Source organism: Flavobacterium sp. DG1-102-2, from assembly GCF_033042555.1.
GTDB lineage: Bacteria > Bacteroidota > Bacteroidia > Flavobacteriales > Flavobacteriaceae > Flavobacterium.
Genome location: NZ_JAWLIK010000003.1, coordinates 395,500 through 421,069, shown reverse-complemented (window position 1 = coordinate 421,069; position 25,570 = coordinate 395,500). Strand labels below are relative to the sequence as shown.

At 40.4% G+C, this 25,570-nt stretch carries 17 protein-coding genes; 5 read left to right on the top strand and 12 right to left on the bottom strand.

Annotated features, from left to right (window positions below; genetic code table 11):
• Positions 1 to 3,185, bottom strand: a 3,185-nt coding sequence (locus R1T16_RS07195) for a hypothetical protein (RefSeq protein ID WP_317500424.1), incomplete at its 3' end; no start/stop codon positions are given.
• Between the two features lie 320 nt (positions 3,186 to 3,505).
• Here R1T16_RS07195 and folE point away from each other — a divergent pair.
• From folE to lgt (R1T16_RS07170), 5 genes are all read left to right on the top strand, one after another.
• Positions 3,506 to 4,177 (top strand): GTP cyclohydrolase I FolE, encoded by a 672-nt coding sequence (folE, locus tag R1T16_RS07190; RefSeq protein WP_317500423.1) that lies wholly within the window; start codon positions 3,506 to 3,508, stop codon positions 4,175 to 4,177.
• A gap of 41 nt (positions 4,178 to 4,218) precedes the next feature.
• Positions 4,219 to 5,700 carry a cysteine--tRNA ligase gene (gene cysS, locus R1T16_RS07185; protein WP_317500422.1) on the top strand — a complete coding sequence of 494 codons (1,482 nt, stop codon included), beginning with the start codon at positions 4,219 to 4,221 and terminating at the stop codon, positions 5,698 to 5,700.
• 8 nt (positions 5,701 to 5,708) lie between these two features.
• The gene (yidD, locus tag R1T16_RS07180; RefSeq protein WP_317500421.1) at positions 5,709 to 5,957 is read left to right on the top strand and encodes a membrane protein insertion efficiency factor YidD; all 249 of its coding nucleotides are present in this window, start codon (positions 5,709 to 5,711) and stop codon (positions 5,955 to 5,957) included.
• Positions 5,958 to 6,024: 67 nt separating this feature from the next.
• Entirely contained in the window at positions 6,025 to 6,966 is a 942-nt protein-coding gene (gene lgt, locus R1T16_RS07175; RefSeq protein ID WP_317500420.1) for a prolipoprotein diacylglyceryl transferase, read from the top strand.
• Positions 6,967 to 7,069: 103 nt separating this feature from the next.
• Entirely contained in the window at positions 7,070 to 8,011 is a 942-nt protein-coding gene (gene lgt, locus R1T16_RS07170; protein ID WP_317500419.1) for a prolipoprotein diacylglyceryl transferase, read from the top strand.
• 72 nt (positions 8,012 to 8,083) lie between these two features.
• Here lgt (R1T16_RS07170) and R1T16_RS07165 read toward each other — a convergent pair whose 3' ends face one another.
• The 11 genes from R1T16_RS07165 to R1T16_RS07115 form a co-directional block, all read right to left on the bottom strand.
• The gene (locus R1T16_RS07165; RefSeq protein ID WP_317500418.1) at positions 8,084 to 8,998 is read right to left on the bottom strand and encodes an energy transducer TonB; all 915 of its coding nucleotides are present in this window, start codon (positions 8,996 to 8,998) and stop codon (positions 8,084 to 8,086) included.
• Positions 8,999 to 9,005: 7 nt separating this feature from the next.
• Positions 9,006 to 9,398, bottom strand: coding sequence for a biopolymer transporter ExbD (locus tag R1T16_RS07160; RefSeq protein ID WP_317500417.1), 393 nt, complete (start codon positions 9,396 to 9,398; stop codon positions 9,006 to 9,008).
• Positions 9,398 to 10,099 carry a MotA/TolQ/ExbB proton channel family protein gene (locus tag R1T16_RS07155; protein WP_317500416.1) on the bottom strand — a complete coding sequence of 234 codons (702 nt, stop codon included), beginning with the start codon at positions 10,097 to 10,099 and terminating at the stop codon, positions 9,398 to 9,400. The genes R1T16_RS07160 and R1T16_RS07155 overlap by 1 nt, the downstream gene beginning before the upstream one ends.
• Before the next feature lie 159 nt (positions 10,100 to 10,258).
• A complete protein-coding gene (secDF, locus tag R1T16_RS07150; protein WP_317500415.1) occupies positions 10,259 to 13,213 on the bottom strand; it encodes a protein translocase subunit SecDF in 2,955 nt (984 codons plus the stop codon).
• A 142-nt stretch (positions 13,214 to 13,355) separates the two neighbouring features.
• Positions 13,356 to 14,291 carry a malate dehydrogenase gene (locus R1T16_RS07145; protein WP_317500414.1) on the bottom strand — a complete coding sequence of 312 codons (936 nt, stop codon included), beginning with the start codon at positions 14,289 to 14,291 and terminating at the stop codon, positions 13,356 to 13,358.
• A 237-nt stretch (positions 14,292 to 14,528) separates the two neighbouring features.
• Positions 14,529 to 16,469, bottom strand: coding sequence for a DNA topoisomerase (ATP-hydrolyzing) subunit B (gene gyrB, locus R1T16_RS07140; protein ID WP_317500413.1), 1,941 nt, complete (start codon positions 16,467 to 16,469; stop codon positions 14,529 to 14,531).
• A 231-nt stretch (positions 16,470 to 16,700) separates the two neighbouring features.
• The gene (asnB, locus tag R1T16_RS07135; protein ID WP_317500412.1) at positions 16,701 to 18,317 is read right to left on the bottom strand and encodes an asparagine synthase B; all 1,617 of its coding nucleotides are present in this window, start codon (positions 18,315 to 18,317) and stop codon (positions 16,701 to 16,703) included.
• Between the two features lie 204 nt (positions 18,318 to 18,521).
• Positions 18,522 to 20,090, bottom strand: coding sequence for a hypothetical protein (locus tag R1T16_RS07130; protein ID WP_317500411.1), 1,569 nt, complete (start codon positions 20,088 to 20,090; stop codon positions 18,522 to 18,524).
• 41 nt (positions 20,091 to 20,131) lie between these two features.
• Entirely contained in the window at positions 20,132 to 20,584 is a 453-nt protein-coding gene (locus R1T16_RS07125) for a hypothetical protein (RefSeq protein ID WP_317500410.1), read from the bottom strand.
• A 94-nt stretch (positions 20,585 to 20,678) separates the two neighbouring features.
• Positions 20,679 to 22,448: a TonB-dependent receptor gene (locus R1T16_RS07120; RefSeq protein WP_317500409.1), complete on the bottom strand. Its 1,770-nt coding sequence runs from the start codon at positions 22,446 to 22,448 to the stop codon at positions 20,679 to 20,681.
• 12 nt (positions 22,449 to 22,460) lie between these two features.
• The gene (locus tag R1T16_RS07115; protein ID WP_317500408.1) at positions 22,461 to 25,481 is read right to left on the bottom strand and encodes a tetratricopeptide repeat protein; all 3,021 of its coding nucleotides are present in this window, start codon (positions 25,479 to 25,481) and stop codon (positions 22,461 to 22,463) included.
• Positions 25,482 to 25,570 lie beyond the last annotated feature (89 nt).

Here is a 25,570-nt window from a genome sequence, read left to right as displayed (position 1 = left end):
AGCTGTAATGTTACAATGTCGTAGCAGTCGGTAAGTGTTGACTGTACCCTTAGGTAGATTGTCTGTACATGCTGGTCTACATTGGTGTAGTCATCAGGGTTAGGGATGGCATTCACATTGTGCTCTGCATCCTCAGGGGTCTCATAAGCGGTAACCGCTACATCGGCAAGGGCTGCTTCTATGGCATCCATCGCGTCTGTCATGTCAAACCTGGCATAGCCGTCGTTGTTGAAGTCACACTCCTGTATTGGTGCAGGCGGTGTAGCGATTGGCGCAGGGATTACCCTTAGCTCTACTTCATGGGTAGTGTAACAGCCCGTGATATCGTCTACGATCCTTGCATAAATGAAGCCTGCTCCAGAAAGGTAAGGCGTGTTTAAATAATCGGTGCCTCCAAATTCGGCCTGGGCCAATGTCTCATAGAAGGTTACCGTATAGTTTGGCGCCCCGCCTGCTATGGCCTGCGCGATCTCTTCTAAATGGAATTCTGCCTCGCCCGGCACTTCTTCACACTCGGTAGCGATAAAGGCATTCGGGTCAGGGTTAAGTACAGGAAGAGGGTTTACCCTTAAGGTTAACGGCGCTACGCTGCGGCAGCCAAAACCTGTGGTCACAGAAACCCAGATCTGCTGCTGGCCTGCACTTGTGTTACTGTAGGCATTGGCCGGGGTAATGGCATTCTGCCCGCCCTGGGCATCGGCCTGGGTTAAATGGTAGGTTACCGTTAATGTGGCATCGCCGCCATTGGCCTGAGCATCTTTTGTTGTAAGGTCAAACTCAGCAAAACCATCCGTGTCGTCATCACATAACGCATAAACTGTCATCACAGGAACTGCAGGCCTAGGGTTTACTATCAGCTGGATAGGAACTACTGTGCGGCAGTTGGTTGTGCTACCCTGAGGAAGAACGCTTGCATACACAGTTCCATTAATACTATGATAATTTGCTGGCGTTGGAATTGGATTTGTTCCGAATTCTGCACCAAGTTGAGTTTCGTGATAGGTGATTAATAATCCTGTCGTCCCGTTAAGGATCTCTGCGCCTGCCTGGGTCAAATCAAAATACGCAAAGCCGTCAAAGTTGTCTGCACACTCTTCTAGTGGAGTTGCGGGGTTTACAGTAGGTATCGGATATAAAGTCACCACAAAATCCGACTCATCACTACAAACTGTTGTTGCATCGCCAGTCACTGCATAAATATAAACATTATGAACGGTAGCACCTGTATTTGCAGGATCTGTAGTAAGAATAGTACCCGCTGGCAGCAAAGTACCTGTTCCTCCGGCACCCGTATAATAGTTACCTGTTGTAAGAGCAGGAAGTTCATAAGATTCACATGCCTGAATATCTGTCATCTCAGGAACATCAGGTGATGGATATATTGTCACCACAAAACTATCTTCAGCAGAACAATTATTTGGCAAAGTACCAGATTGTGCATAAACATATATTGTCTGCGATGTGGTAACAATTGAAGACTGCGCTAACTGAGTACCAGTCCCACCAGGGCCGGTGTAATAATTACCCGACGTCAAGACAGGAAGCGTATAACCTACATTACTACATGCGAAACCATCAGCAGGAGCGACTACAGAAGGCGACGGCGTCACTATCAAGTCAAAAGAAATAACTTTAAAACAATCCGCATTAGCAGTGTTAGTTACTCGTACAAATACAGTCGCATTTCCAGAACTAAAAGCTGAAGCATCCGCAATTGAGTTATCATTTGCATTTGCGCCTGCCAAAGTTGTATGATAAGAAACAACAAAATCAGCTGGATCTTGTGTCCCTAAAATTGTAGCATCGTTAGTTGTAAGATCGAAAACTTCGATATTATCAGCACCCGTATCACAAACCTGCATATCGGCCGGTTCGGTTGCGGTTGGCTGAACACCAACTTTAACCACATATTCAAATGTAGTTACGCAAGCAGTCATATAATCCTCTATTCTACCGTAGATTGTATATTCTTCGCCCTGATTAATTGTAAAATTCATCATTTCAGAAGAGGTCATGGCACTATAATTACCATCCCGGGCGGCTTCGTCAAGATAAACAGTCAACATATTAAGATCAGGGTCAAGTCCATTGAGAACTTCATCATTTATTTCAGTAAGATCAACTGTAAAAGATGGCTGGTCGCCACACAATACAATTTCTCCAATATCATTTATAGGCAGAGGATCCGGAACTTCATATAAATAATCATCCGTTACAGTAACCTGAGAACCATCACACATAGTATATTTTGCATTCACAGTATAGTTAGTATCTACTGCGGGACAAATAGGCAATGGATTTCCAGTACCAATTAAAGTAGCACCATCAAACCAATCAAAAGAAACAACACTAGGCCCATTAGGTTTAAAACGCCATGCAACATTATTAGCCGTAAAACTGGTATTATTCATACCTGGAGCTGCAATACCTGTAGTAGTATCTTTTTGAAGCCCCACTACAGCCTTACCATTACCATTCCAAGTACAACCAGCACTAACTCCCCTGTCTTTTATATAAACTTCAATAATATTGGTCGTTTCATACAAAACCATCTGACTAGTCTGATCAGGACTTGAACCACAAGCAAAATGCTTTGTTTTATAAATATTGAATATAAAAACTCGATTCGGGGCAGTACCAAAAACCTCCCAATTGATACTTTGATCACTTGCATTTGCCCCATCAGCAGGATTTGTATCTTGAAGCACGCCAAAAATAGACATATTTGTAACAGCTCCTCCCCCAACTGCAGTCGGAATAGGTGTTCCATTTAATTGCCAATTTACTGAAGAACCCGGTACGTATTGTCCCCCTGGAACTATGTTAGCTATACTAAATGTAATCGCGCCATTAGCATTTATAAGAATTTTATCAAACCGCTGACCATAAAAGCAAAACGGAAATATATCGACTATATCGGACCAGAAATCATCTTGAATTACTGGAATCACATTCGCATTCGCTCCGGAGAAAGAGTAAGGCGGATTAAATGGAATTGATTGCACTGTATAAGATGATGTTTCTCCTGTATCGAAGTAACTCGCGGTTAATTCAGTACAATCACCGGGATTACATATAGGCGATCCCGGTACAATAGTTACAGTAGGAACTGCCGGTCCCTGCTGTGAGTAACTACTAAAACCAAAAATGCTAAGAAGCAGCAACAATAGGTACTTGTTATTCATTGGGCTATTTTTTTTTGAAACGCGAAAATTACACAAAATAGATTCAACAAAACTAAAAAAGTTTTATTTTTTATACAATAACAGTTCTATTAACATTTTCCCTACCCCTAATAGCAAAAAAAGTTATATTTTTTTATTTAATTTTTCTTCTGTAAAATATTTTATCAGATGCCGCACTAAGAAATTATTTATGTATGTTATTAAATGGAAGATTTTAGATTAAACCGAAAATGGCATTGTCTTCAATAATTCAAAATCAACTTTTATGGTTATCTTTGCACTCTAAATTTTTACATACACTATATAACATACTATATATAATGGTGCACAACGACGACAACAGAGACGAAATTGGGGAAAACCACATAGGTACAAGCGCACAAACACCTTTACGTTCTGACGCATTTGAACTTAGCGATGACGATAAAATTGCTGCAATTAAAAAGGACGTAGAGAGTATCCTGACAACTTTAGGCATGGATCTTAATGACGACAGTATTAAAGGCACTCCAAACCGCGTTGCAAAAATGTTTGTGAAGGAAATATTTGGAGGGCTTAATCCTGCTAAAAAACCAGGATCATCGACTTTTGAAAATAAATATAAGTATGGTGAAATGCTTGTTGAAAAAAACATTACAGTTTATTCTACATGCGAACACCATCTTCTCCCGATAGTTGGGAGAGCTCATGTTGCCTATATATCTAATGGCACAGTTGTAGGTCTTTCGAAGATGAACCGTATCGTAGACTATTTTTCAAAAAGGCCACAGGTACAGGAAAGATTAACGATACAAATTGTACAAGAATTAAAAAAAGTTCTAAACACTGAAGACGTTGCCTGTGTAATAGATGCAAAACACCTTTGTGTTAATTCCCGTGGTATACGTGATATCGAAAGCAGCACTGTAACTTCGGAGTTCGGCGGAAAATTCAAAGACGAAAATGTAAGAAGAGAATTTTTAGATTATATTAAACTGGATACACAGTTTTAAATATCTTTGAAATCATACATTAAGTCCTCAATCTAATAAATATGCATCTATACCAAAATCAGGCTTTAAAGCTTTACAATTCCTTAAGTGGCGAAAAAGAAACATTTGTTCCACTGCACGATGGCGCTGTGGGAATGTATGTGTGCGGTCCTACCGTATACAGCAATGTCCATTTAGGAAACTGTAGAACCTTTATCTCTTTCGACCTGATTTTTAGATACCTTAAACATTTGGGATTTAAGGTACGCTACGTGCGTAATATTACAGACGTTGGCCATATCGAAGATGATGCTGATGAAGGCGAGGATAAAATCGCAAAAAAAGCAAGGCTTGAAAAACTGGAACCAATGGAAATTGTACAACAATATTCTGTAGATTTTCATCAGATTCTTGAGCTTTTCAACAACCTTCCGCCAAGCATAGAGCCTACTGCGACAGGGCATATTATCGAGCAGATAGAAACCGTTAAGCAAATCATTGAAAATGGTTATGCCTACGAGTCTAACGGATCCGTTTATTTTGACGTTGTCAAATTCAACGAAACCCACGATTACGGAAAATTAAGCGGTAGAAATTTAGAGGATATGATTTCTAATACCCGTGATCTTAGCGGTCAGGACGAAAAACGCAATGCACAGGATTTTGCACTTTGGAAAAAAGCAGAACCTGTACATATTATGCGCTGGCCATCACCATGGGGAGACGGGTTTCCCGGATGGCACCTTGAATGCACTGCAATGAGTACAAAATACCTTGGTAATCACTTTGATATACATGGCGGCGGAATGGATCTTAAGTTCCCACACCATGAATGCGAGATTGCGCAAAACGAAGCCTGCACAGGTCAGTCGCCTGTAAATTACTGGATGCATGCTAATATGCTTACCCTTAACGGTAAGAAAATGTCTAAATCTACAGGAAATAATATCCTGCCCAGAGAAATATTCTCCGGTAATAACGATAAGCTAAGTAAACCTTTCAGTCCTGCCGTAACGCGTTTCTTTATGTTGCAGGCACACTACCGAAGTGTGTTGGATTTCTCGAATGATGCGATTGTAGCAGCGGAAAAAGGCTTTAACCGCCTGATGGAAGCTATAGAAAACCTTAAGGAAATACAAGCATCTGCGAATTCAAGCATTGACATTTCCGCATGGAAACAATCATGCTACGATGCAATGAATGATGACTTTAACAGCCCAATATTAATTGCTCAATTATTCGAGGCCGTTAAATATGTAAATCTCCTCAAAGAAGGCAAAGAAACACTTAATACCCAAGATATTGAATCATTAAGCAAAGCACTTAATGCTTTTGTATTTGATATATTAGGACTTAAGGACGAAGTTGCAGGTGAAGCGGGTAACGACAAACTTGAAAGCGTAGTTAATATGCTTATAGCTATGAGAAACGAAGCACGTGCAAACAAGGATTTTGCACTATCAGATCAAATAAGGAATAAACTTACTGATCTTGGGATTGAACTGAAAGACTCAAAAGAAGGCACTACTTTTTCATTAAATTAAAACTATAGATGCTAAAGCGAATACTTACATCACCTTTCATCGCATTAGTACGCTTTTACCAGATAGTAATATCGCCTTTACTTCCATCTGCTTGCCGCTACTCTCCTACCTGCTCTCAATATACCATTGAAGCATTGCAAATACACGGCCTTTTTAAAGGAAGCCGGTTAGGTATTAAACGTATAATAAGCTGCAACCCGTGGGGAGGCAGTGGCTATGACCCTGTACCCGAAAGAAATTGCAATCACAATCATTAATTAATCTCGTTTGACTTTCCAAATTCATACATTTATTTAAATTTACACCAACTAATAAAACATATATATGATCCACAGTTTAAGCATTATATGGAATCAGCCGGAAGGCTTTCATTTAGGTCCGGTTATGATGCGTTATTACAGCCTTGGTTTTGTAATCGCATTTGGACTGGGATGGTTTATAATGAAAAAGATTTATGATCGCGAGGGCGAATCAACAGATAAATTAGACAAGCTATTCATCTATACCTTAATAGCTACTCTTCTTGGTGCGAGACTTGGGCATGTATTTTTTTATGATTGGGACTATTTTAGCCAGCATCCGGCCGAGATATTGCTACCAGTTCGTTTTTCCCCGAAATTTGAATTTACAGGATTTGCCGGATTGGCAAGCCATGGCGCTGCCATCGCAATTATTTTAGCAATGGTATGGTATAGCAAAAAAATAATCCACCGCCCCCTTCTATGGATGCTGGACAGGGTTGTTATCCCGGTAACCTTCGGAGGTATATTTGTAAGGCTTGGCAATTTCTTTAACAGCGAAATATTAGGCAGCGTAACCACATCAGATGTGCCAACTGCAATAAAATTTGTCCGTGGTGAAGATACTTTACGCAAAAGCGACGTTATAACGCAAACAGGCATCAAAGACTATAATGCAGCATACGAAGCCGTTGAACATAATCCGGAGTTTGCAGATATACTTGCAAAAATACCATTCAGGCATCCTGCGCAATTATATGAAGCTTTTGGCTATGTATTTGTATTTGCAATTATATATTATATGTATTGGAAAACAGATGCACGCAAAAAACACGGACTCATATTTGGAGTGTTCCTTGTACTTCTTTGGGCTGTGCGTTTCTTTGTAGAGTTTGTAAAAGAAAGCCAGGGAGGGTTTGAAGGCGAAAACCCAATACTGTTAACCGGCCAATGGCTGAGCATACCTTTTATCCTCGCAGGATTCTATCTTATACTTACCGCGAACAAGAGGACTGAAACCTTATAATATCAACCGCCTAAAGGCGGTTTTTTTTGTACCTTAATAGTAGGTATTCCTTCCCTATCCGCATGCTTTTGCCTATTTTTACCAAAATCATAATCACTTACTAATGCTATACGCTTTAAGCTTTACATGGAACAACCCAAAAGGGATAGATCTCGGCTTCATAACACTACACTACTACAGCCTTTTATGGGTTGCCGCCTTTGGTTTAGGATGGTTCATAATGAAAAGTATATTCGTCCGCGAAGGCGAAACAATAGAGAAACTGGACAAGCTTTTCATGTACACCCTTATAGCCACCATGATCGGCGCCAGAATGGGACACGTCATTTTTTATCAGTCGGAACTTTTTCAACAGGATTTTTTTAGTGTTTTCCTTCCCTTCAGCTTTAATCCAAAATTTGAGTTTACTGGCTTTAGAGGTCTTGCAAGCCACGGAGCAGCAATAGGTGTTGTTTTAGCAATGGTATGGTACAGCCGCAAGGTCATTCACCGTCCTTTCTTGTGGGTGCTCGACAGAGTTGCAATACCAGTTACAAGTGGAGGCATACTTATACGTATCGCAAACTTTGTAAACTCAGAAATACTTGGAGATGAAACATCAAAGAATATTCCTACGGCAGTGCGGTTTCTACGTGATGACGATTTTATGAGTGAAGGTGAGGTACTAAAAATAACCGGACAAACCGATGTAAATAAGGCTTACGAAATGTTAGCTACCCAACCGCAATTCTCCCATATCCTTGAACAAATACCATTTAGGCATCCTGCACAGTTATACGAAGCATTCGGCTATATTTTCGTATTTGCCATAGTATATCTTATGTACTGGAAAACCGATGCCCGTAAAAAACACGGTCTTATATTCGGCGTTTTCCTGACACTGCTTTGGGCAGTACGCTTCGCAGTGGAGTTCGTAAAACAAAGTCAGGGTGGTATAGAAGGCGAAAATCCGCTGCTATCTACAGGACAATGGCTCAGCATCCCTTTTATACTAGCCGGATTCTACCTGGTGTTTACAGCAAAGAACAGAACAGAAACCTTGTAAAATATTTTAGTTATAAAAACAAACAGCCCCTGCGTTGCAGGGGCTGTTTGTTTTTATAAATCCTAAATAAAATTAATCAGTCAATTTAAAGTTGTAAATAATTTTACCAACCTGTGTTTCAGGAGCTGAGTCACTGCTATCAAACTTGGTATCAAAAGCGGCAGCTTTAGCCTGGTCAAAAAGACACTGGGCAGCATTTGTTGTTCCCCTTCCTCGTTCCACCTTTATAACTTTACCACTCCTGTTAACAGTAATCTGGACCACAACAGTTCCTTCTTCGTTACAACGGTATTGTGGCTTTGGAGTGTTAAGATTTTTTCTGCCACCCAATTGGTAATTACCAACACCCGTACCACGGCCTGCACCGCTTCCGCCGCCGGAGCCGCTACCTGAACCAGGACCTGTTCCTATTCCGTTACCGGAACCGTTACCGCCACCGGACCCTCCTCCGCTTCCACCGTCGCCATAATAGCTTCCTGAGTTTTTATCACCGCCTTGTTTACCTTTATTTCCCGCTACACCGTCATCACCATCACCGCCTTTGTTATTTCCGTTGAGAAGATTTGCCAATGCGTCTGATGTCGATTTAGAAGGGTGTGGCGGCGCTTTTACCGAAACCGGTTTAGTCTCTACCTTTTTAGGTTCTTTTTTCTCTATTGGCTTTGTTTTTACAACCGCAGGCGCGTCATCAAGATCGCTTGCCACGATCTCTTCTTCATCTGCCGGAGTAGCTGCCTGAGGTACCTGTTTCACTTTTTCCGTAACATTAAGCACTTCGCTTCTAAAATCTGCACCAGAGCCTACATCACTATCACCAAAGTTAACAGTCACACCGCCCCCGCCCCCGCCGCCTTCAAGTTCGGAGAGGTCAACGAGGTCGCTTTTCTGCGTATATTTAAAGAAGATCAAAGCAATCAAAAGCAGGGCAAAACTTAAAACAGTAATGACCAGCGATTTTTTTTCTTCTTCTGTTAGTTTAAAAGCCATGGCTGTATTATTTAGTAGTGGCTATAGAAAACTTCAGTTTGTTCCTTTGTCCTATCTGAAGGATGTCTACCATATCCTGCACCAGCAGTTCTTTAGGAAGCCTGACGATAACTACATTATCTCCACTCTGGCTTACTCTCGCCATAAGTGTACCCTCAAGTTCTTCAAACGGCACCTGTTCTTTATCTATAAAATACTTTTTGTCTGCCGTTACCGAAATGGAAACGTGCGCTTTATCAGTAGTTTTATTAGAGTCTGCTTTAGGCAGCGCCAGGTCAATAACGTTAGGGTTAGCCAATGTAGAGATGATAAGGAAGAACAACAGCAGGAAGAACATAATGTCGCTTAATGCCGAGGCTGCAATTTCTGCATGAAAACGCTTATTTCTCTTTACTCTCATTATTTTCCTGTTGTAATTACATTAACAAACTGTATTATCTGTTTCTGAACCTTAAGTCCGAAACCGTCAATCATCATATTAAAAAAGTGGTAACCTGAATACGCTACAACACCTACGATAAGCCCTAATCCAGAACTGATCATTTTTTCGTAAAGACCACCTGATATACTTCCGATACTAATATTTTCAGTTATAGAGATGGTATAAAATATCTTGATTACCCCTGAAATGGTACCGATGAATCCTAAGATAGGCGCAATACCCGACACAAGACCTAACCAGCCAAGTTTCCTTTCCATTTCACCAATTTCGACGTTAGTCATTTTTTCCATCATACCTTCAATCTCGCTTAACGGCCTGCCTACTAACGAAATTCCACTTTCAAGGATATTTCCGTAAGCCGTGCCGGCTTTGCTGGCTTTTATCTGGGCCGCCTCTATCCTGCCCGAATTAAGCTCGTAACGGATATCGTTTATAAGGTTAGCATCTTCCTTACTCTTTTTACTGATAAACAATGCCCTTTCAATAATAACATACAGCGTAAAAAATAAAAGGATAAGGATAGGCACTACCATAACCCCGCCCTTCATCAGCATAGAAAAGAAATTCATAGATTGTTCCGTACTCGCTGCTGCGGCATCAACAGGCGCATCTTTTGCCACGGCAAGGGTGTCCTGAAGTAAGAAAATTAAGTTTGTCATGTTCTTAAAAAGATTTCTTTTAGATGTAAAATACGCCCTAAGGCTGTTGTCTGTGTTTATAAATGATAACGAATATATGCTTTTTTGAGTATGCAAAAAAGCAAAATAAAAAAAACCTGCCCATTTTCACAGGCAGGTTTTAGTATAATTTAACAGATATTATTTAACATCTTCGTTGTGTTGTTTCACAATCAGGTCTTTATCTTTTCTAGGCATTGTATCTACAAGTACAGGTGTAGCGATAAATAATGAAGAATAAGTACCTACTATAATACCGATAAGCATTGCAAATATAAATCCACGGATAGAATCACCACCAAAGATAAACATGATACCTAATACCAGGATCATCGTTAACGATGTATTGATTGTTCTTGACATGGTTGTGTTGATCGATGTATTTACGATCTCTTCAAAACTACCTTTAGTCTGGCCCGTTAGATATTCCCTTACCCTGTCAAATACAATAACCGTATCATTCATCGAGTAACCGATAACCGTAAGTATCGCCGCGATAAAGTGCTGGTCCATTTCCATGTGGAATGGCATATATTTGTAAAGAAGAGAGTATAGACCAAGTACAAAGATAACGTCATGGGCAACTGCCGCGATAGCACCTAAGCTGTACTGCCATTTTCTGAAACTTACCATTAAGTAGATGAACACGATAGACATTGCACCAAGAACCGCCCATATAGAGTTAGTCTTGATATCATCTGCTACCACACCGCTTACTTTAGAAGCAGACATGATACCAATTTTCTTACCTTCGTATGTATTTACGAATTGCTCATAAGTGACATCGTTACCATAGTGTTTTTTAAGACCTTCAAAAAGTAATTTATTTACCTCTGTATCAGCCTCAACAGTATTTTCCTGAACTTTATATTTGGTCGTAATTCTTAACTGAGAATCGTTACCAAACACTTTAGCATCAACTCCCTGATGGAATACTTCTCCAAGTTCATTTTTGATATCTTCAGCAGAAACCGGTTTCTCAAATTTAACCTGGAATGTTCTACCTCCTACGAAGTCGATACCCTGGTCAAGACCGTTCACATAGAAAGATACACAGCTTACAACAACAACCAATGAAGAGAATATGTAAGTAAATTTCTTCGCTCCAAGGAAATCAAAATGGAAGTTTGTAAACCAGTTTTTAGATAATGGCGTTACAAATGTAAGTTTGTCTCCTCTTCTGATACTCCAGTCAAGCATTAATCTAGTAATGAAGATCGATGTGAACAATGAAGTGAATATACCTAACAGAAGTGTAGTTGCGAAACCTTTAACCGGTCCTGTACCAAATATTAAAAGTACTAAACCTGTAAGAACGTGCGTTACGTTTGCATCGGTAATAGATGACATCGCACCTCTCCAGCTGTAAGAGATCTTAACAGCCTCATCAAGCGTTTTTCCGTGGCGCAATTCCTCTTTAGCACGCTCATAGATGATGATATTTGCATCTACAGCAGTACCGATAGTTAATACGATACCAGCGATACCAGGCAGTGTTAATACAGCTCCTAAGCTTGCAAGCATACCAAAAAGGAATAGTACGTTAACTAAAAGGGCTACGTTAGCATACCAACCTGATTTACCATAATAAACAACCATCCAAAGCGATACAAGAAGTAAACCTGCAATAGATGAAAGGATACCGTTATCAATAGCTTCCTGACCTAATGACGGACCTACTACTTCAGACTGAACGATGTCAGCAGATGCAGGAAGTTTACCAGCTCTTAGGATGTTAGCTAAATCTTTTGTTTCAGTTACGTCAAAAGCACCTGAAATCTGAGAGTTACCACCTGCAATAGGACCTGTAGATACTCCCGGAGCAGAATAAACAACGTTGTCAAGAACTATAGCAATATAACCTTGCTCTCTGTATGCCTTGCCTGTCATTTCTTCCCAAACCTGAGCACCATGGCTGTTCATCTGCATATCTACAGATGGCTTGCCAAACTGGTCAAAAGTAGCGTTAGCACCTGTAATTACATTACCTGCAAGATCAGGAGTACCTTCTCTGTTTGTTTTAAGTGCGTAAAGCTCAAGGATACCTTTTGCTTTCTTAACATCTTCTTTACCCCATGCAAGACGTGCATAACGAAGATCACCTGAAAGAAGTGAACGGATATCGTCTCTTCTTAACCAGCTGTTAATCTTAGCAGTATCTTTTACAGAAGCGATTCCAATGATTGGACCACCCTGACCCGGAGTTAATTTTTCGAATAAAGGATTAGCACCTTTAGCAGGAGTAACAGCAGAATCTTTAGCTTTGTTAGTAAGAAGCGTATCTGTAGGCGATGCTACAGGAGCTTCAGCCGTCTTAACTTCAGCTTTCTCTGTTTTTTTAAGTATTTCGTTAGCTCCCATTAGGAACCCCTGAAGATCGTTGATTTTATAAGCTTCCCAGAATTCAAGCTGAGCTGTACTCTGTAAAAGTTTTTTAACACGGTCAATATCTTTAGCTCCCGGTAACTCTACCATTATACGGCCTGTTTCACCCAGTTTCTGGATGTTTGGCTGTACTACACCAAATTTGTCGATACGCTCAGTTAATACACCGAAAGCACTGTCAATAGACTCGCTTACTTTTCTCTTTATAACTGCTTTAACCTGGTCATCAGTCATTTTTATGTTAACCGCATCACCCATTATCCTGTTAGTGAATAATTCTGGTGAAGCAAGTTTTACAGAACCGTTAGACTCTTTTTCAAACGCAACAAAAAACGCATCAAGATAGTCCTGGTTACCCTGTCTGTTCTTTTTAGCCTCGTCTAAAGCTTTGTTGAAAACAGGATTTTTAGAATTATTAGCAAGGCCTTTTACGATATCTTTTACAGATATCTCAAGCATTACGTTAATTCCACCTTCAAGGTCGAGACCTTTGTTGATTTGTTTGTTTCTTACTTCATCGTATGTATACCCAAGATACACAACTGAATCCTTCATTGTTTCAAGGTAAGCAAACTCTTTGTCAGAGTCGCCATTGGCTTGCGCCTTAGCATCATCTTCGATGCCATTTGAAACAAATGTGAAAGAAAGCTGGTAAATACACACTAACGCAAATAGTATTGCGAAAAACTTAATGAGTCCCTTATTCTGCATTATTTGTAAAAATTAATTATGTCCAATTTTTTTAAAACGAGCAAATATATAATTTACGATAGGATTAACCAATTTATTTACTAATTATATCATAAAAAAAAGACTGCCAATGGCAGTCCCCTTATTTTACTGGTAGTTTGCTTTAAGCAAGCACCGCTTTCAGGTCGGCATTCATAGCCCTGACAGCGTCTGCGCTCTTTGCAAACTGTGCTTTTTCGTTGTCATTGAGCTTAATATCCACTATTTTCTCTATACCGTTTTTTCCTATAATACATGGCACCCCAAGACAAATATCCTGCTGCCCATACTCGCCTTCCAGCAGTACAGAACACGCTATTATTTTCTTCTGGTCGTTAAGGATACTATCTACAAGATAAGCCACAGAGGCTCCCGGCGCATACCACGCAGAAGTTCCTAACAGGCCTGTTAAAGTGGCACCTCCCACCATTGTATCAGCAGCAACCTTATCTAATACTTCCTGAGAAAGAAAATCAGATGCAGGGCTTCCGTTGTAAGATGCAAGCCTTGTAAGCGGTATCATTGTCGTGTCTCCATGCCCACCTATAACCATTCCGTGCACATCGTTAGACGGCCTGTCAAGCGCTTTAGAAAGATAATATTTAAATCGCGAACTATCAAGCGCCCCGCCCATTCCTATTATTCTGTTTTTATGCACACCAGTCGCTTTCAGCGTTAGATAGGTCATCGTATCCATAGGGTTAGATACTACTACTATAATCGCTTCAGGCGAATGCTTAAGCACATTCTCTGCCACTCCTTTAACAATACCTGCATTGATACCAATAAGCTCTTCACGGGTCATACCCGGCTTTCTTGGCACACCCGACGTGATTACCACAACGTCACTATCCGCAGTTTTAGAAAAATCATTTGTACTGCCCGACACACGGGTATTAAACCCTGTAGTTGTAGCGCATTGCATTATGTCCATTGCTTTGCCTTCGGCAAAACCTTCTTTAATATCAAGTAGTACCACTTCACTGGCAATACCTCTGTAAGAAATCACATCAGCACACGTAGCACCTACATTACCGGCGCCTACTATTGTTACTTTCATAAGTTAATTCGTTTTATTAGGTTAGTTTGTAGTTAATAGACTAAAGAACATTGACTGATTGCAGATTTTTCAGAAAAAGAACCTTATCTGCGTTCAAAACACCAATTTACTAAATTATTCTTCCCCTTTTGTACTATTTCCTTTAAATATTTTCTTGCCGGGCAAAATTAAAGCCAATAAAAAAGGCATCCGTTTCCGGATGCCTCAGCATTATGTTTGTTTGTATAAAAAGGCTTATTATGCATCAATCTTAGCATAGACAGCATTCTTTTCAATAAATTCCCTTCTTGGCGGTACTTCATCCCCCATGAGCATAGAGAAAACCCTGTCTGCTTCAGCAAGGCTATCAATACTTACCTGGCGAAGCGTACGGAACTCAGGATCCAGCGTTGTTTCCCAAAGCTGCTCTGCATTCATCTCTCCAAGACCTTTGTAACGCTGTATTGCAGAACCTGCCCCCAACCTTTCGGTAGCCTGGTCACGCTGAACATCATTCCATGCATATTCTTTCTTGTTACCTTTTTTAACCATGTATAATGGTGGAGTCGCAATATATACGTGTCCGTTTTCTATAAGTTCCTTCATGAAACGGAAGAAGAATGTAAGGATAAGGGTAGCAATGTGAGAACCGTCAACGTCGGCATCACACATAATAACTACCTTATGGTAACGAAGCTTTTCGAGGTTAAGCGCTTTACTGTCTTCAGGGGTACCAATAGTTACACCCAATGCTGTAAATATGTTTCGTATCTCTTCGTTCTCAAATACTTTGTGATGCATTGCTTTCTCAACGTTAAGAATCTTACCCCTTAACGGAAGGATCGCCTGAAAAGCCCTGTCACGCCCCTGTTTTGCAGTACCACCTGCAGAGTCACCCTCTACAAGAAACACTTCGCATTTTGCAGGATCCTGCTCAGAGCAGTCAGAAAGTTTACCCGGAAGTCCACCGCCACCCATTACAGTTTTACGCTGCACCATTTCACGGGCTTTTTTAGCCGCATGGCGAGCCTGCGCTGCAAGGATAACCTTCTGCACGATAATACGCGCATCGTTAGGATTCTCTTCAAGGTAATTTTCAAGCATCTCACTCACAGCCTGGCTTACAGGAGCTACAACCTCACGGTTACCCAGCTTGGTTTTAGTCTGCCCTTCAAACTGCGGCTCAGCAACTTTAACAGAGATAATAGCTGTTAACCCCTCACGGAAGTCATCGCCCGATATCTCAAATTTAAGTTTCTCAAGAAGCCCTGAGTTATCAGCATACTTTTTAAGCGTATTAGTAAGACCTCTTCGGAAACCCGAAAGGTGTGTACCACCCTCATGCGTATTGATATTATTTACATAAGAGAAAATATTCTCTGAATAGCTTGTATTGTAAATAAGGGCAACCTCTACAGGTATTTCCCCCTTATCTGTCTCCATGCTGATTACATGAGCAATAATAGGCTCACGGTTACCATCAAGAAACTTAACAAATTCCTTAAGACCTTCCTGAGAATGAAATGTTTCAGCAAGAAATTCCCCTTTATCATCTTTCTCCCTTTTGTCAACAAGCGTAATACTTATTCCTTTGTTAAGGAAAGACAGCTCACGCATACGTGCAGCAAGGGTGTCATAAGAATACTCAGTGGTCTGGGTAAATATTGTGCTATCAGGCTTAAAGGTTACCATAGTACCCCTCTTCTCTGTTTCACCTATTTGTTTTACCGGATAAACTGCTTTACCCCTTTCATACTCCTGCTCATATATTTTACCATCTCTGTAAACAGTAGCCCTAAGATGGTCAGACAGCGCGTTAACACACGACACGCCTACACCATGAAGACCTCCTGATACTTTGTATGAATCTTTATCAAACTTACCACCGGCACCAATTTTAGTCATTACTACCTCAAGGGCAGAAACGCCTTCTTTCTTATGTAAGTCTACCGGGATACCACGACCGTTATCCTCAACAGTAACGGAATTATCTTCATTAATAGCAACAAAAATAGTATCACAATGACCGGCAAGAGCTTCATCAATCGAGTTATCTACTACCTCATATACAAGGTGGTGCAAACCTCTCGTACCCACATCTCCGATATACATGGAAGGACGCATCCTTACGTGCTCCATCCCCTCAAGGGCCTGAATACTATCTGCCGAATAATTGTTTTTCTTTATTTCTTCACTCATAAAACTGTTTGTTAACGAAAATTTAAGTTTAACGAACAAATATATGAAAACACAAGGGATAAAGCTATTAAAACACCATTTTTGGCACCTAAGTTATCAACAACTTATCAAAACCTGCCAGACCTTGCAGTATCACTGTTATAGTGTTAAAATCAGTTCAAAAAAAATGCTCCTAAAGGAGCATTTTTCTTCTACAAACAAACAAACTAAATTTCAAAATATAATCCGAAATTAAACTTCTAACTTACTTTGGGCTATACAGGTATCTGCCTGAACGTGAGCTGCATTTGCCCTTCCGCTAGGGTCGGTATTCTCCTGCCACTTCGGTATCCATTTACGCACCGTCTGCGCGGCACTGACCTGCGGGAAATGTTTATGAAAAAGCGACCTGTAAAAGTAGGCTTCTTTTGTGGCCGGCGTGTTGTACGGAAAACGCTCCTGAGCACTTTCCAGCTGTTCATCGGTTACCTGCGAAGCACAATATTCTATTAATGTATCTATCCAGTCATAGCCTACACCGTCACTAAATTGTTCTTTCTGCCTCCATAACACTTCACTTGGCAGATAAGGATTTTCAGGAGTATCAAAGGCTTTTCTAAGTATATATTTTTCTACGCCATTGTATGTTTTGGGCTGCTTTTCCTCAGGTTTGATCCTGATGGCCAGTTCAAGGAATTTTTTATCTAAAAATGGTACGCGGGCTTCCAGGCCGTGTGCCATGGTACTTTTATCGGCACGCAGCAAATCGGCTGTAAACAACTTTTGAACCCTTTCTATGGTTTCCTTTTGGAATTCTGTTGCAGAAGGCGCGTTCCTAAAATACAGGTAGCCGCCAAAGATCTCATCGGCACCTTCGCCCGAAAGCACAACTTTAACTCCCATATCGGTAATTGCCTTGCTCAGAAAATACATTGGCGTACTTGCTCTTATTGATGTTACATCGTAGGTTTCGAGATGCCACACCAGTTTATCAAGTATTGCTATACCCTGCTCTATCGTAAAATGAATCTCGTGATGGTCTGTGCCTAAAAATTCAGCCACTTTACGTGCAGCGGCGGCATCAGGTGCATCTGCTGTAAGGCCTATTGAAAACGAATGCAGCTTTTGACCTGATTCTTTTAGCAGCCGCGCGGCGATAGATGAAGTAAGCGACGAATCAAGTCCGCCGGAAAGCAGTACGCCAACAGGCACATCGCTCATAAGCCTTTTTTCAACTGCCTGGGTAAGGGTTTGTCTTATCGCCTCATAATCTATAACCTCAACAGCTTTAGAAGCATCTTCCCATTGCGGCCTGTAGTACTTTACAAAGCCCGTTTTTGGAGTATAATAATGTCCCGGTGGAAACGTGGAAAAACTCCTGCACTGATCGGTTATCGCTTTCATTTCAGAAGAAAAATACATCCTCCCCCTTTCATCAAGCCCATAATATAATGGTTTTACACCCAGCGGATCGCGGCCTGCAATGTAATCGTCGCCATTTATCACCACAAAAGCAAAAATACCGTCAAGCATATCGCAGAATTCGTATCCAAATTCCTCGTAAAGGTGTACAATAACTTCAGAATCTGACGTTGTCCTGAATGCGTGGCGGCTTAATACAGTATCACGCAGGTTTTGGTGATTGTAAATTTCACCATTATGCACCATCCATGCTTTAGAACTCCCCTGGATAGGCTGCCTGCCTGTTGTAAGATCGATAATAGATAAACGCTCATGGCTTAGTATGTGCCCTTTTTCGGTCACAAATAAATCGCTTTCATCGGGGCCGCGGTGCGACATCCTTTTAGATAGCTGCTGTACTAATGCCTCGTCTTTCCCCTTACCAATAATTGCTAAAATTCCACACATACACTGTTGTTTTATAATTTTATGCCAAAAACAACTTTTTTAGTTATTCCCAACAAGACAAATTTGAAGTTATAGTTTAAATTATAAAACACAAAACACAATAACGCTTACAAATTGAAACATTTAAACATTTAATTATATAAATCTATAAGATTAGTAGGTAATTTCTTTAGCAATAGATTACAAATCATAAAAAAACCATCGCTAACGATGGCTTTTTTCTATACCTGCTTTTTTAGAAAGATAATCGGGCATATAGGAGATTGCCTGTTTTAGCCGTATATTATTTGCGGTTACTACATTTTTATTATCAAGATTGCGGTTGTAATTCTCAAATAACCAATACATCAAAACTCTATTATAATCATCCAGATTTTTGTCGGCGATCATGTTGAGTATAACTTTTTCAATATTTTCTTTATCCTGAGCTTCAGAAAGCGATCTGCCGATACGCCCAATGCTTCCAAAATAATGGTTTTCCGAAGGATTTCCAACTCTTAAACTTATGCCAAGAAGTAAATCGTTTACGTTTATATCTAAAACCTCCAATTCTTTGATATATGTTTTTCTACCTTCGTAAGCATAACTGGCATCGCTTACCCTGTCAAACCTGTCATTCATTATATCAAGGTGCGATCTTAAGAATATTTCCCATTTCGCAGTTTCTGCTGCGAGTTCAGCTATGTTCATTGCGTGAATGCGCGGGCTGCTATCCATGCTGCAACCGCCTATAACCCTGCGATTTCGTTTTAATTCCAGCGCTGTATCCCTCGATATATAACGTGCCACATATTCCTCAAATTCATCGTCTGTTACCTCTTTTCCTTCCTTTGCATACCGTAATGCAGCAACAAATAAATCCTGCAACTCCTTGTCGGTTTTCATTAGGAGGTCTACTCTTTTGAGACGAACCTTTTCCCATTCTTCAAGTCTTTCCGAAAATTCCCTGTATTTTTTATGGTCAAGATTGTCAACAACGTAGGCGGTAGTATCAACTGCTGTGGTATCTGCTAAAACGAGTACTGCAGATGTATCTACCGCTGTAATTGTAGAATTTTCTCTGATAAAAATCGGTTTATCCAGCTTTTTATCGATGTAATTGAGCATTTCGCGAATTTTACCTTCGGTATAAGAATAGCGCACTCCTGATTTGGCGGCTCCCGCTAAATATACTGTGGCTGTAGTATCTATAAGACAATCAGAATACTGAACTAATCGTGAGTAATTTTCCTTAAGCTTTACAGATTTAAGTCCGTCAAGATAAAAAGCTTCAAGAGATTCATTGCTATACTCTGATTTTTCCCGGTACATAAATACCCAGCCTTTATTTTTAGCTCCCATCTCCTTATGTTTCGAGACTTGCAAACTTAATTCATATTCTTTGTCGTTAAGGCCTACATTCTCAAGCACGACAATGTCTTTATCTGCATAATCTTTATAGCGATGCTTAACAACAAGCAAATCAGGGTCAAGCTGTGCTTCCGGATACTTTTTTTTGAGTTTTTTAGGGCTAATCCCAGATTCAATTTCCATTTTTGCCTTTCTGGCATTAGGACCTTCTATAGAAAAATAAGTCCCTTTTCCCTGTAATTTTGTGTAGTAAGGCTTATTATCGCAGGTCCTGAATTTAAGGTTCAGGGAATCTACAATATGCTTTAGCTGGTTTACGGCAGTATCAGAATAGATAAGTCCGTTTTGAGATGGAACAAACTCTCCAGATTGAGACCATCCGAATGAGAATGATAAGATAAATAGTAAGGACAGGGTTTTCATAAACTAAAAATTTAAAAGTTTAACAATACCTTCTTTACAATTTAAACGATTTCTTCAATCAAATATTTTGTCCCGCTTATATCAAATTCACCACCTTTTTCCATTCCCATCAATTTAGTACCTAAGGGTGACTGTGGCGAAAGCGCAATAACGGTAATCCCGTCTATAACGATCTTGGGCAATGCCGCACTTACAAAGAGGTGCATAGCGTTAGCTTTTACAAGGGTGCCTACGGCAACCTTTGTTGTTTTTGCCTCGGGGTTAATCTTTTCAAGTATACCTTTCTGGATAATAAATTCACCCAGCTTATTATTTAGTTTTTCCTGCTCAAGATGCATCATAGACAATGCTGTTTCGTGCTTATCCCCTGCCGATCCTTTTGCATCGTTAGCAGCATCTTCTGTAAGTTCAGCAATCATGTCGCGAAAGGCATCTATCCTGTCGTCTGTCTGCTGTTTATAGTAATTAAGTACTTTATGTTTTAATGTTTCCATTGAAAGATAAAAAGGATTGAAATTAAAAAATTCTCTTTCCGACGATTTTACCGAAAAGAGAATCTATACTGAGTTTTTAAATTATTTAATTTTCTTAAAAATTAAACTTATATGAAGCACCTATAAGGAACTGGAATCCCTGCACTTGGTAGTTTACCCAACGCTGGTAGTCCTGGTTTGCTATGTTGTTCAGCTTAAGGAAACCTGTAAGGCGTTCACTGTACTTATAGCCCACATGGGCATTAAGGTCAAAATAGTTTTTAAGAGTTACCACCTCTGTATCATAAACCGCAGCAGATGTATCTACAAAAGTATTGTTAGGCAGTACAAGGTCTTTTCTGTCGCCTACAAAGAACAGGTTAAGACCTGCATACCATTTTGTATTGATATCTACGTCAAGGGTTGCACCCACTTTTATTTGTGGAAGGTTCCATGCTTCAGCCTGCCTGTCTACAGAATAGCTGTTGTATGTACCGTTGATTCCAAAGGTTACACTTTTAGAGAAGTCAGCTTTAAGCTCTCCAAAAAAGCTTACCGTTTTCACTTTATCATACACTACGCTGAATGAGTTTCCGTACTGGAATCCAAAAAGGTCAGCTCCCGGACCCGGTAATACTCCCGGATTAAAATTAAGGAACATTGCTTTGTTATCTTCACTCATGTACGACCCACGAATGTTATAAGCCACTGCGTTAGCGAGCTTACCTTTAAGCCCAACATACACATCATATTGCTGGTCTGTAGGTGTGATAACCTGCATAGGCGATATGAACGGATTTTGGCTTGCAAAATCAGCATATGAATTTTGCTGCAATGTACCTTCGGCACCAGCGTAAGCCACCATAAGGTCGCCCACTACTTTATACGATGCCTTAACCTGCGGGTAGATATGAAAATTGTTATCGCTCTCGCCGTTTATCTTGCCCATACTGTAAAAAATGCCTGCACCCAACTGCACGGAAAGGTCGTCTTTTTGATATACGATACTCGGCTGGATACCTACATTAAAGTTGGTATAGTCTATAGGGAACTCAGCGTCATCTGCCAGTGTTCCGCCTACATAATCTGCAATAAAATCAACTTTTACCCTTTCATCCATCACATCGATATCTAACGAGGGTTTTACAAAAAATCGGTTCTCAGCAGATCCGTATGCATCCCAAAAGCGTTTGTATTGCACCGATGCATCTCTAAAGAAACTGTCTTCGGCGGCTATTTTACCGCCTATATAAAACGAATTATACGTTTGCTTTGGGTCTATTGCCAGTAACGCCCCCTGGTCAAAAGGGACATCCTGATACTCCAGCGGAAGCCCGTACCAGTTATATACCTGATTTTGGAAACCTAGGTCAGTATTCCAGCTAAATGTCTTTTGGCGATTACCATAGGTAAGATCAATAGACGTGTTGTAATATTTATCATCAAGCTTTACGCCTTCTATACCACCCTGAGATGAGATATGCCTAAGCACACCGCCTACATACTCATTACGGTTAAGGCTCTCGGTAACAAAAAGCTCAGCGTTTATAGTTCCATAGTTACCTATGCCAAGTGTAGCATAATTATTATAAAGGGTCTCGCGCTTTGGCTTGTCTACCCCTGCCGCCTTACCTTTAGACGGTGTAAATGTAGACGCTACCGGAAAAGAAAATATGTTGTATTCTATCTTCTCTTTTTGCGTATTATCCTCATCTTCAATAACAGGAGTTTCTTTTACCTTGAAAGCGTCAGATACTGTCGGCGTATATGGTTTTACCACATTTACAACTTCCGTACCTATGTTTTCGTCCTTCTTTTGCGCGTAAGCCCCGGTTGCCGAGACAAATGCTGCTGCTATGGCTATATATTGAAATTTGATCTTCATGGCTTCTCTAAATTAATTTTGGATAGATGAATTACGTTTTGCTTCTTCGCCTTTAATGGTGTCAAGCTCATTTTTAGCTTCTTCAACAACATCGGCATAGGCTGTAAAGTTCTTGATAACACTTTCCAGGATATATGTAGCCTGGAAGCTGTCTTTAAGCCCGTAGAAGTTTTTAGCCATTACAACAAGGCCTTTGGCTCCAAAATATTTGTAACCCGAATAATCTTTAGAAAGCTTTTGCACCGCAGTGTTAGAAGCATCATATTTTCCATCTTTATTTTTAAAATAAGCATCATAGTAAAGTGCCTCTGCAGCAAGCTCACCTTTTGCCATTGTAAGAAGTTTAGCGTAGGCTTCCTTAGCTTTTGGCTCGTTATTAGACTTGATGGCAGAACGCGCCACAATGATCTGTGCATCACTCTTAACCCTGTCCTCTGTTTTACTGTTAGCCAAAACTTTATCAGCATATATTACTGCATTAGCATAATCCTGCTGATCATAGTAGCACTTCATAAGGTTAGACTGTGCAAATGTTACGTTTTGCGGGAAATCAGCTTCTGCCTCAAGGCGCTTCAGTACAGGGATTGCTTTAGCATAATCGTTTTTCTTAAGATGTATCTGCGACAACCTTGCCAGCGCCTGCTCTGTATATTCATTCCTTGATTTGCTGATAACAAATTCATAGTTGGGAACCGCATTGCTTTCCAGCCCTTCTGCATAATAGGATTGTGCCAGGTAGAAGTTTGCCTTAAGCGACGATATTCCATTTGGGAATTTGCTTACATAGCTGCTAAGCGACGATATAGCCTGTTTTGTATTGTTTTGCAGGTATTGCTTTTCGGCAGCCTCAAATGCAGTATTATCAAGATCAGCATCACTTACATCAACGAAGTCAAGTGTTTTAACCCACGATGCATATTCGTCTGTACGGCCGCTGTCTACATAAATAAGTCGTGCTGTAGCCACAGCCTCAACAGCCTCGGGCGTATTTGGGAATTCTGCCACCACTTTTTTGAATTTAGCCAATGCCTGTTCGTCATTTTCTGAGTTGTAGTATATCAGTGCCTGGCGCATAATCGCCTTTGATGTATACGAGCTTCCTTTGTATTCGGTTATAAGCCTGTCATAGGCAGCAATCGCTTTCTGAGTTTGCTTTTCAGCTACATAGGTGTTACCAATTTCATACAAGGCATCATCGGCATATTTAGATTTAGGATATGTAGAAACAAATTTAGTCAGGTCTTCTATCTTCTTCTCGTTTCTTGCCACAAAACCATAGCTGATACCTTTTTGGAAGAAAGCATAATCAGCGTCAATGCCTTTCATGTCTATAGCTTTGTTGTAGGCTTCCATTGCAGGCCAGTATTTTGCAGTAACAAAATTACTGTCACCTAAACGCAGGTACGCATCATTAAGGCGCACCGCATCTCCTTTTGCAGCAGCCGAAGACACATACTCCTGGAAATACTTAGCCGCATTTTCATATTCTTTAAGCTTGAAATATGTATAGGCAAGGTTATAATTATAATTTTTAAACTCCGGTGTATTCCTGGCTTCTGCAGATCCTCCAAACTGTTTATAACTCAACAAAGCTTCACTAAAGCCGTCAAGTACATATTCTGTTTCTGCCTTCCAGTAGGTAGCACGTGCTGTGATCTTGGCATCGCGTGGCTCTGCAATAGATTTCTTAAACATCGTCATTGCTTCCTGATAATTACCATCTGTATAAAGCTCAAGTCCCCTGTAGAACGTAACTTTTTGGTAAGCCGGCCTGTTAGCCGGCGATTTATCTTTTTCTAATAAGGCAAGCGCCTCTTTATAGTTTTTAGACGTTATATACGAGTTGATAAGCAGCGTTTGTACTTCCTGCTTGAATTGCGTATCGGGATATTTTTGCAGGTAGGCTTGTAATACTTCCGGCACACTCTGGTAAGGGTTACCTATCTCGTAGCTCAGCTTTGCATAATTAAGGTAGGCATCTTCCTGAATTTTAGCATCAAATTCCATTTCCGATGCATTTTTGAATGCATTCAGCGCCTGTTGTTTTTTACCTGTTTTCAGGTAGCTCTCGCCCAAATGATAGTATGCATTTTGCGCTACGCTGTCCTGTCCGCCAATGATTTTATTGAACTCAGCAATAGCGTTTTCAAAATCCCCTTGTTTGTAGTATGCATATCCTAACTGGTAAAAATCAGTGTTATTCCACTTCCCTTTTTTACCCCTGTATTCTTTAAGATAAGGGATAGCCTTGTCATACTTGCCAAGGTTAAAATAACTTTCTCCGATTATCTTGTTAAGCTCAGACTTTTCATTAGCATCAGATTTTGCAAGCTGAGGCACACCAAGGTCAATAGCCTTTTGGAAATTACCCAGTTTAAAGTTCATGTCTGCCTGAAAGTACGACATTTTTTCCCTGTACCTGTCCTTATCTTCAACCTGGTCAAAAAGCTGGTTTGCTTTTTTATAGTCATCACTTTCATACGACATAAAACCCAGGTAATATTTTGCCTGAGATCCGTACTCCTTAGAATTAATGATCTTGTTAAAATATTTCTCGGCCTGTTTTTTATCGCCTGCATTAAAATAGCTGTATCCCTTCTGGAAGTTATAACGCTCCCTGTCGGCAGCACTCATATTGCTTTCGTCAACCTTATCATACCATTGCAACGCCTGAGGGTATTTACCCTGTCCGAAGTAATAACCGGCAACCTCAACATAGGCCTGGTTCTGCTTTGTGCTTGTCGGATAGTCTTCAACAAAATTCTCCATGAGCATATCGGCATTCATCTGGTCCAGTCGTATTGCACAGTTTGCAATATAGTAAGCACAGTCAGCCTGAACCTCCATTTCCTGGTTGCTGCCTCTAGTTTTTTCAAAAAGTATCTGTGCTGCCTGGTACTGCTTGTCGTTATAAAGCAATACAGCCTTGTCAAAATCTTTAAGCTCGTGCGTGTAAATACTGGATTGTTGTGCCGAAAGGCTTAAACCCCAAAGGGGTACAGAAAATAGGAGTAGCCTGTTTAGTCTGCGCATGTCTTATTTGTTTTTTAGGTAAGCCAAATATATCAATTCTTATTATATTTTAACGGATGTTATTTTGGTTTTAGTATAGCCCTCCTTCC